The following is an 8,582-nucleotide window of genomic DNA, read 5'->3' as shown; positions in this document are numbered from 1 at the left end:
GCCAGCTCGTGGATGTCGGTGACCTCCTTGCCGGCGTCGGTGAACGGAGTGCCGTCGGCCGACCGGGGGGTGGGCGTGGGTGACGGAGTCGGGGTCGGAGTGGGCGTCGGCTCGGGCTTCAACACCGCTGGTTCCGGGGCCGGTTGCTTCTTCGGAGGCGTCGGGGGCGTTGACTCGGGCTTCGCGATGGGGGAGGACGAGGGTGCCGGTTTCGCCTCGGGTTTCTTCGCGGGGCTGTGGGTGTTGCCGGCCAGCGCGAGGGCGATCGCCGCCGCTGCCGCCGTGGCGACCACACCGGCCGCGATGCCCGCCTTCACCGGCGCGCCGAGCCCCTCGGAGGCCGCCGCGCCCCCGGCACCCGCACCGCCGGACGAACTCCCGCTCGCCGCCGCGGCGGCGCCCGCGGCACCGGCCGCACCCGCTCCCGCACCGCCGGCGATGAGCGCGATCGCCTTCGCGTACCCGGCGACGCCGAACCAGCCGATGACCGCGACCGGGACGACCGCCGGGATACCGCTGGCGACCTCCTCGATCTGCAGCGCGGCCAGCCGGCACTTGGCGCACTCGTCCAGGTGCTTGCGCAGACCCCGTTCGGCACGCGTGCGCAGCCGGCGGCGGGCGTAGGTGCCGAGCTGGTCGGCGTAGCGCGCGCACTCCTCGTCGTCGGTGAGGGTGGCGCTGACATGGGCCTGGAGATAGGCCTGCTTGAGGCCCTCGCGGGCCCGACTGGCCAGCACGCGCGTGCCGTTGGCGTCGAGCCCGAAGAGCGTGGCGACCTCGCTCGGCGACTCGTCCTCGACCTCGGTGTGCCACAGCACGGCCTGCCACCGCTCGGGCAGCGACCGGAAGGCCTGCATCGCCATCGACTGCTCGGCCACGTGCATGGCCCGGACGTCGGCGCCCAGGTCGATCGTGTCGTCGTCGGAGACCTCGGACACCCGCGCGGACTGCGCGGCGAACACCGCGAAGTCGTCGACGAGTTGCTCCCGCTTCGCTGACTTCGTCCAGTTCGCGGCGACGCGCCGGACGGAGGTCAGCAGATAGGCGCGTACGGCGTGCTCGGGCCCGGAGCCGCCGCGCACCGCCTGGAGCATGCGGGCGAAGACCTCGGCGGTGAGGTCGTCGGCGGTGTGCCCGTCGCGGCAGCAGGTGCGGGCGTAGCGGCGCACGGCGTCCGCGTGGCGCCGGTACAGCTCCTCGTACGCCGTGTCGTCACCGCCGCGCATCCGCTCGATCAGCGAGGCGTCGGCCGCCGGCATCTCCAGCGGCGGCGGCAGGACACTGCCCTCGCGTGGTGGCAGGGCACTGCCCTCGCGCTGTGGCGGAACACTGCCCTCGTCGGGGTCGCCGCCCGGCGGAACGACACCGCCCGGCGGAACGACACCGCCCGGCGGAACGACACCGCCCGGCGGAACGACACCGCCCGGCCCGCCCTGACTCGGCACCTGTGGTGAGGTCAGCCCACCGGCCTCCGGGTCACCGTCACCCAGTGACTCGTCACGCCCGTCAACGCTCATCGCGGAAAGCCCCCGCCGCCTGCCCAACCAGTCCCGAACACCGGGTCAGCGTGCCATATTGGCTTTTGTTCAGGACCCCGTCGTACGGACCTTCCACTCATCCGTGGGGACTTCCCGCAACGCAGTACTAGCGTTCACCCCTCCGGGGAAGGCTCAACTGTCGCCCCCCGAACGGGAGTTGGCACCGATGACCGAAATGCCCGGAATCTCTCCCGGGCATCACTCGGGGCGCGTGCAGCGCAGCACCCACGCACCACAGTCACCTATTCGAGTCACCCGCGAACGAGCCACCCGACCTCACACGACCGCTCTCGCGCAGTCGATGACGTCGCACTCACAGAGGCCGCGACCGCAGCCCCTCCAGCAGGATGTCCAGCAGCCGCGCCGACGCCGCCGCCTGCTGCGCCGCGTCCGGCAGCGAGGGCGCCGCCGTGGCGATCACCAGCAGGACGTCCGACACCGACACGTCCGCCCGCAGCTGACCCGCCGCACGCGCCCGGTCCACGAGCTGCCCCACGACCTCCAGCAGCGCCGTCGCCCCGGCGTCGTAGTCCGCGGAGCCCAGGGACACCGCCGACTCCTCCGGCACCAGCCGCAGCTCGCCCGTGCCCGGCTGCGTCCGCTGCTGCGGCACCCGCGCCTCGTCGAGCAGAACGCCCTCGGCGCCCTCGTCGGCGACGCCCACCCGCAGCACCTGCGGCGGCAGCAGCCGCCCGGCGCCCGAGGCCACCGACGTCCGCAGGAAGCGCGACAGCGCCGACCACGGCTCGTCCTCCTGGCCGAGCGCCGAACGTGCCTGGTCGGTCAGCCGGGAGGTCTCCTCCTCGGCTATCCGGCGTACCAGGACGTCCTTGCTCGGGAAGCGCCGGTACACCGTGCCGACACCGACCCGCGCGCGTCGCGCCACGTCCTCCATCGGCGCGCCGTATCCCAGCTCGCCGAAGACCTCACGCGCCGCCCGCAGCACGTGCTCCAGATTGCGCTGTGCGTCCACCCGCAACGGCGTCGTCCGCGAGCTGTCCCCGCGTCCGTTCGCCGCTCCGACCGCGCCGCCGGATGCGACAGCTGACGCGGATGTCCAATGAGAATCCTGAATATGCATACACGTTCCCCCGGTTAATGACGTCTCCCCCCGGAGACTCCCCGCCATCGGCAGCCGGAGCATCGTGAGACAAGCCCGGTTCGCGAGCCTCGCTCTTCGCGGACTCGCTGAGCGCATCCCCCTTCACCCCGTCGACACACGAACATAGTTGAGAGGGGGTCAATTCAGAAGGGGCAGGTTCCGCACGGAGCGCCCCCCGATCGGAGTACGGGTCGCATACGTCCCGATTGCGTCCCCCGACACCACCCCGATCACCCCCACTGACCTGCGCACCCGCGCTGTACTCCGGCAATTCCGGCGGCCCCGCGCGGCCTCCGTCGCCGGTCACACAATTTGTCGAGGCTGTGGACAAACTCCAGCGCCGGGTGCGTCATGGGATGGTGAAGGAACGCGCGCGCATTCTCGTTGTCGGTGGCGGCTACGTCGGGATGTACACAGCCCTGCGCCTTCAGAAGAAGTTGAAACGTGAAATCAAGCGCGGGCAGGTCGAGATCACCGTCGTCAGTCCCGACCCTTACATGACGTATCAGCCGTTTCTCCCCGAGGCCGCCGCCGGTTCGATCTCCCCCCGCCATGTCGTCGTCCCGCTGCGCCGCGTCCTCGGCCAATGCCGGGTCGTCATCGGCGAGGCCACCGCCATCGACCACGGCAAGCGCACCGCGACCCTCAGCACTCTCGCCACCGAGGAAGAGGGCACAGGCGCCGAGGAGTTGGCGTACGACGAACTCGTCCTGGCCCCCGGCTCGGTCTCGCGCACCCTCCCGATCCCCGGTCTCGCCGACCACGGCGTCGGCTTCAAGACCGTCGAGGAGGCCATCGGCCTGCGCAACCACGTCATCGAGCAGATGGACATCGCCTCCTCCACCCGCGACCCCGCGATCCGCGACGCGGCGCTGACCTTCGTCTTCGTAGGAGGCGGTTACGCCGGAGTCGAGGCGCTCGGCGAGCTGGAGGACATGGCCCGCTACGCCGTGCGCTACTACCACAACGTCGACGCCGACGACCTGAAGTGGATCCTCGTGGAGGCCTCGAACCGCATCCTCCCCGAGGTCGGCGAGGAGATGGGCACCTACACCATCACCCAGCTGCGCCGCCGCAACATCCAGGTCCTCCTGGAGACCCGCCTCGAATCCTGCGTCGACCGCGTCGCCGTCCTCAGCGACGGACAGCGCTTCCCGACCCGCACGCTCGTGTGGACGGCCGGCGTGAAACCCCACCCCGTCCTCGCCGCCACCGACCTCCCCCTCACCACGCACGGCCGCCTCAAGTGCACCGCCGAGCTGACGATCGAGGGCGCCACGCACGCGTGGGCAGCGGGAGACGCGGCAGCAGTCCCCGACGTCACCGCGTCCGAACCCGGCACCGAGACCGCCCCCAACGCCCAACACGCCGTACGCCAGGCCAAGATCCTCGGCGACAACATCGCGCACTCCCTGCGCGGCGAGCCCCTCCAGACGTACGCCCACAAGTACGTCGGCTCGGTCGCCTCCCTGGGACTGCACAAAGGCGTCGCGCAGGTCTACGGACGGAAGCTGAAGGGCTACCCTGCCTGGTTCATGCACCGCGTCTACCACCTGAGCAGGGTGCCCACCTTCAACCGCAAGGCCCGTGTGCTCGCCGAATGGACCCTGGCGGGGCTCTTCAAACGGGAGATCGTCTCCCTCGGTTCACTCGAACATCCCCGAGCGGAGTTCGAACTCGCGGCCGGTGGAAAGCCTCCACACGACCCGAAGGGGTCGAACTGACCGGACCGAGGAACTCCACCGGCCGCCCCGGCGTCTGACGAATGTCGGCCCGGTTCGGTCACACTGCCAGACTGGTCCACGACTTCGGGCGGGCCCACGCTCGCCCTTCTCACCCAAGAGGCTTTCCCCACTGTGCTGCATCCCCCGGGGGCCAACCCCCGGACCCCCGGCAGGGTCCGGAGCGGGCCGACAACACCTACACGAGGCATGGATTCGTGAACTTCACGCGCTGGAGCGCCCGGCTCCCCGGAACGCAGCGCCGCGCCGCAGCGCGGACCGACCACACGGTCACCCCGGACCGGCGGGGAGAAGGTTCCGTGCCCGCGGCCCGCGCCGAGCAGCTCACCGACGAGCCGCCACAGGTCCCCGCCGTCGACGACCTGCCCGTCCGCGAGGTCCTCGACCGCGTCCCGGCCCTCGTCGCCCTGGTGCACGGCCCCGACCAGCGCATCGCGTACGTCAACGACGCCTACGCCGCGGCCTTCGGCACCCGCCCCCTGGGCGCACCGGCCCGCGAGGCACTCCCCGAGCTGGACGAGCTCGGCCTGCTCCCGCTCCTCGACCAGGTCCTGCGCAGCGGCAAGCCCCGCACCCTCAAGTCCCGCAAGGCGCCCGGCGGCCGCTCGTACACGTTCACCTGCACCCCGGTGGCCGAGGGCGCCGACAGCGCCGAGGGCGGCGTCCTGATCTTCGCCACCGACGTCACCGACCACGCCGAGGCCGCCGAACGCCTCCGCGCCAGCGAACGCCGCCAGCGCGAGACAGCCGTAACCCTGCAGCGCTCCCTGCTCCCCCAGGAGCTGGAGGAGCCCGACGACCTGCGCATCGCCGCCACCTACCAGCCCGGCGGCACCGAGGCCGCGGTCGGCGGCGACTGGTACGACGTGATCACCCTCGGCGGCGGCCGCACCGCCCTGGTCATCGGCGACGTCATGGGCCGAGGCGTACGGGCGGCGGCGGTGATGGGCCAACTCCGCACGGCCGTCCGCGCGTACGCCCGCCTCGACCTGCCCCCGCACGAGGTCCTCCAGCTCCTGGACGGCCTCGCCACGGAGATCGACGCCAACCAGATCGCCACGTGCGTGTACGCCATCTTCGACCCGAACGAGGGCCGCCTGGTGTACGCCTCGGCCGGCCACCTCCCGATCCTCGTCCGCGACGAGACGGGCACGGTCCAGCGCGCCGACGAACCCACCGGCCCCCCGCTCGGCACCGGCGGCTGGATCCACTCCTCGGGCTCGATCCCCCTCAGCCCCGGTTCCACGGCGGTCCTCTACACGGACGGCCTGGTGGAGCGCCGGGACGAGGACCTCGACGAGGGAATCGCCTCCCTGGAGCGCGCCCTGGCCGGCGCCACCGGCACCCCCCAGGTGGTCTGCGACCGCCTGGTCCGCGCGCTTGGCGTCACCGCGGACCACGACGACGACGTCGCCGTCCTGGTCATCCAGCACCCGGCCCGCACCGGCCACGACGGCGACCTCTTCCGCAACGCGGCCCTGGAGCTGCTCGGCGGAGTGGAAGCGGCCCCACGCGCGCGTGCGTTCGCCTCCGGAGTCCTCACCAGCTGGCGCTTCCCCACCGAACTGCACGACCTCGGCGTCCTGGCCGCCAGCGAACTGGTCGCCAACAGCCTCCAGCACGGCACCCCACCCATGCGCCTCCGCCTGCGCCGCACCGACCGCCGCCTCATCGTCGAGGTCACGGACGGCGACGACCACCTCCCCAGGCGCCGCCGAGCGGAACCGGCCGACGAGTCCGGCCGAGGCATCGCCATCGTCGCGACAATCGCCTCCAACTGGGGCTCCCGCCGCACACCGGGCGGAGGCAAGGCCGTCTGGTGCGAGTTCGTACTCCCCAAGACGACCCCGGTATGACCTACGCCTCCACGCCCACAGGCTCGACACTCCCGCGAGCGACGACCAGACTCCCCTTCGCCCGCCACGGCTGATCCTGCACAGCGGTCAACTGCCGCCCCAACTTCACGGCAAGCAGACTGATCCCCAGCGAGAACAAGAAGAACGTCACGACATACGGCCCCGGCAGCGAGGCCCCCAACGGCCCGCCCACCGCGGGCCCGACAGCCAACGCGAGCTGCTTGACGAGCGCGAAGGCCGAGTTGTACTGCCCGGCCATCCCCTCCGGTGCCAGATCGGCGACCAGCGGAGCGACGGTCGGCGACAGCATCGCCTCACCCAGCCCGAACAGCGCGTACGTCGACACGAAGGCAGCCGTCGCCATCTCCTGACTCCCGTGCCCCAGCCCCGCGAACCCGGCCGTGACCCACGCCAGCGCCCAGATCAGCCCTACGGCCGCGATCACCCGCGAGCGCCGACGCCGCTCGACGAACTTCAGCACCGCGAACTGCGCGACGACGATCATCGCGGTGTTCGCGGCCAGCGCCGTCCCGAGCGCGGACGTGGAGATCCCGGCGGCCTCGACGCCGTAGGCACTGAGCCCCGACTCGAACTGCCCGTAGCAGGCGAAGAACAGCACGAAGCCGAGCACGCTCAGCTGCACCATGGCGCGGTTGCCGAGCAGATGCTTCCAGGCGCCCTTGGCCGACTGCGAAGGAGCGTCACCGATCGCGGGCGAGTGCGGCATCCGCACGGTCGAGATCACACCGGCGAGCACCAGGAACATCGCCGACTCGATCCCGAAGAGCAGCGTGAACGAGGACGCGCTGGTCGTGTCGACCAGATGACCGCCGATGAGACCGCCGACGCCGAGCCCGAGGTTCTGCAGGAAGAACTGCGTCGCGAAGGCACGCGAGCGCGTGTCCGCCGTGGAGCAGTCCACGATCATCGTGGCGAGCGCCGGCTGCATCACGGCCTGCCCGGCCCCGAGCGCCGCCGCCGACAGCAGCACCGCCGTCGCGCTGCCCGCCAGCCCAAGGCTCATCGACCCGAGAGCGGCGAGGACCAGGGCGACGATCAGAACCGGTCGCGGGCCACGCCGGACGATGGCCCGCCCGGCGAACGGCAGCACGATCAGCGCGGCCACGGCGAAGACGGCGAGTACGAGACCCGCCGTCATGGCTCCAAGGCCCCGCACCTGCGCCACATAGACGTACAGGTAGGGGACGGTGAAGCCGAGCCCGAACGCGCTGAGTGCGTTTCCCACGTGGATCCGGCGCATCGCTGCGCCCATCGCCCTGGTCACGGTCACCTCAATCAGGTAGTTGGTCCGTCTCGGCACTTCTTAGCACCGAAGACTTCGAAGCTAAACTTAGAAGCTAAACAGTACACCTGGAAGGACTTCAACGCCAAGCAGGCTCGTGCCATACTGACGCCCATGGGCGACACCCCCAGCACCCTCGGCGAACCGACACTCGATGAGCAGATCGCCGCCTACCAGCGCGAGTTCAGAGACCTCGACCCCCAGGTCGAGAAGATCGTCTCGGCACTGGGCCGCCTGAACCGCCGCATGAACGTCGCGTACGGCCGCCAGACCGCGAACCTCGGCCTCAGCAACGCCGAGTGGGAGGTCCTCAAGGCCCTCGTCCTCTCCGGCGCCCCCTACCGGATGGGCCCGAGCGACCTCGCCAAGCGACTCGGCCTCACGCCGGCCGCGATGACCCACCGGATCGACCGCATGGTCGCCGAGGGTCTGGTCACCAGGGAGCGGGACGAGTCCAACCGCGTCCGCGTGATCGTGGAGCTGACGCCCGAGGGCCGCGGCAAGTGGCTGGAGGCGATGCGGATGGCGACGGTCTTCGAGGGCGAGCTGCTCCAGGACCTGTCACCGGAGGAGCGCACCGCCCTCGGCGAGGTCCTCACCCGCCTGCTGCGCAGGGTGGAGCACGCCCAGCCGGACGCCGGCGGGCGTCTCAGCGACCTCGACTGACCTTGACTCGTCTCGGATCGTCTCGCCATAAAAGATCTTGACAGAGGGTGCTTGACAGCCCCCCGCTCGATCCGTAAAGTTCTTCGGGTTGCCGCCGAGCCGTAACGGTTCTCCGGCAGCACCTCCGCCGCGACAGCGGCAACCCAAACCAACCGCACGATCTCCCAACGGGATTGATTTCGGCGTGCCCGAATTCAATTCGATTTGGGCTCGGCTGCGTTCGATCAGGTCACTAGGACTCGATTGGAACTTCGCCGGGGGAATCGGCTAAGGTTTAAGACGTCGGAACGGCTCAACGGCCGGGATGGCAGCCCACTCTGACTGGGAGTCAGGCCCGAAAGGATCTGATAGAGTCGGAACCGCCGGAAAGGGAAA

Annotated in this window: 6 protein-coding genes; 3 read left to right on the top strand and 3 right to left on the bottom strand. The window is 70.8% G+C overall.

Translation table 11 applies throughout. The annotated features are described in order from the left end of the window. A partial coding sequence (locus ACFWP5_RS50670; RefSeq protein WP_384173650.1) for an RNA polymerase sigma factor occupies nt 1–1,517 on the bottom strand: 1,517 nt, incomplete at its 3' end. Nucleotides 1,518–1,851: 334 nt separating this feature from the next. After that, nucleotides 1,852–2,619 (bottom strand): TetR/AcrR family transcriptional regulator, encoded by a 768-nt coding sequence (locus ACFWP5_RS50665; RefSeq protein ID WP_384173647.1) that lies wholly within the window; start codon nt 2,617–2,619, stop codon nt 1,852–1,854. Between the two features lie 377 nt (nt 2,620–2,996). Here ACFWP5_RS50665 and ACFWP5_RS50660 point away from each other — a divergent pair, with 377 nt between their 5' ends. Together ACFWP5_RS50660 and ACFWP5_RS50655 are read left to right on the top strand one after the other, a co-directional pair. Continuing rightward, nucleotides 2,997–4,364, top strand: a complete 1,368-nt coding sequence (locus ACFWP5_RS50660) for an NAD(P)/FAD-dependent oxidoreductase (RefSeq protein WP_384173644.1) — start codon at nt 2,997–2,999, stop codon at nt 4,362–4,364. Nucleotides 4,365–4,579: 215 nt separating this feature from the next. Beyond that, entirely contained in the window at nt 4,580–6,238 is a 1,659-nt protein-coding gene (locus ACFWP5_RS50655) for a SpoIIE family protein phosphatase (protein WP_384173641.1), read from the top strand. 1 nt (nt 6,239) lies between these two features. Here ACFWP5_RS50655 and ACFWP5_RS50650 read toward each other — a convergent pair whose 3' ends face one another. Further along, nucleotides 6,240–7,523, bottom strand: a complete 1,284-nt coding sequence (locus ACFWP5_RS50650) for an MFS transporter (RefSeq protein ID WP_384173638.1) — start codon at nt 7,521–7,523, stop codon at nt 6,240–6,242. A 132-nt stretch (nt 7,524–7,655) separates the two neighbouring features. Here ACFWP5_RS50650 and ACFWP5_RS50645 point away from each other — a divergent pair, with 132 nt between their 5' ends. Further along, nucleotides 7,656–8,207, top strand: a complete 552-nt coding sequence (locus tag ACFWP5_RS50645) for a MarR family winged helix-turn-helix transcriptional regulator (protein ID WP_384173635.1) — start codon at nt 7,656–7,658, stop codon at nt 8,205–8,207. Nucleotides 8,208–8,582: the final 375 nt, after the last annotated feature.

The sequence above is a fragment of the Streptomyces sp. NPDC058469 genome, from assembly GCF_042721125.1.
Classification (GTDB): domain Bacteria; phylum Actinomycetota; class Actinomycetes; order Streptomycetales; family Streptomycetaceae; genus Streptomyces.
The sequence above is the reverse complement of the archived record's forward strand: the minus strand, read 5'-3'. Positions and strand labels throughout refer to the sequence as shown.

Coding starts and splice junctions, on each gene's coding strand:
- ACFWP5_RS50665 (WP_384173647.1), bottom strand. CDS start 2,619: ATGCATATTCAGGATTCTCATTGGACATCCGCGTCAGCTGTCGCATCC.
- ACFWP5_RS50660 (WP_384173644.1), top strand. CDS start 2,997: ATGGTGAAGGAACGCGCGCGCATTCTCGTTGTCGGTGGCGGCTACGTC.
- ACFWP5_RS50645 (WP_384173635.1), top strand. CDS start 7,656: ATGGGCGACACCCCCAGCACCCTCGGCGAACCGACACTCGATGAGCAG.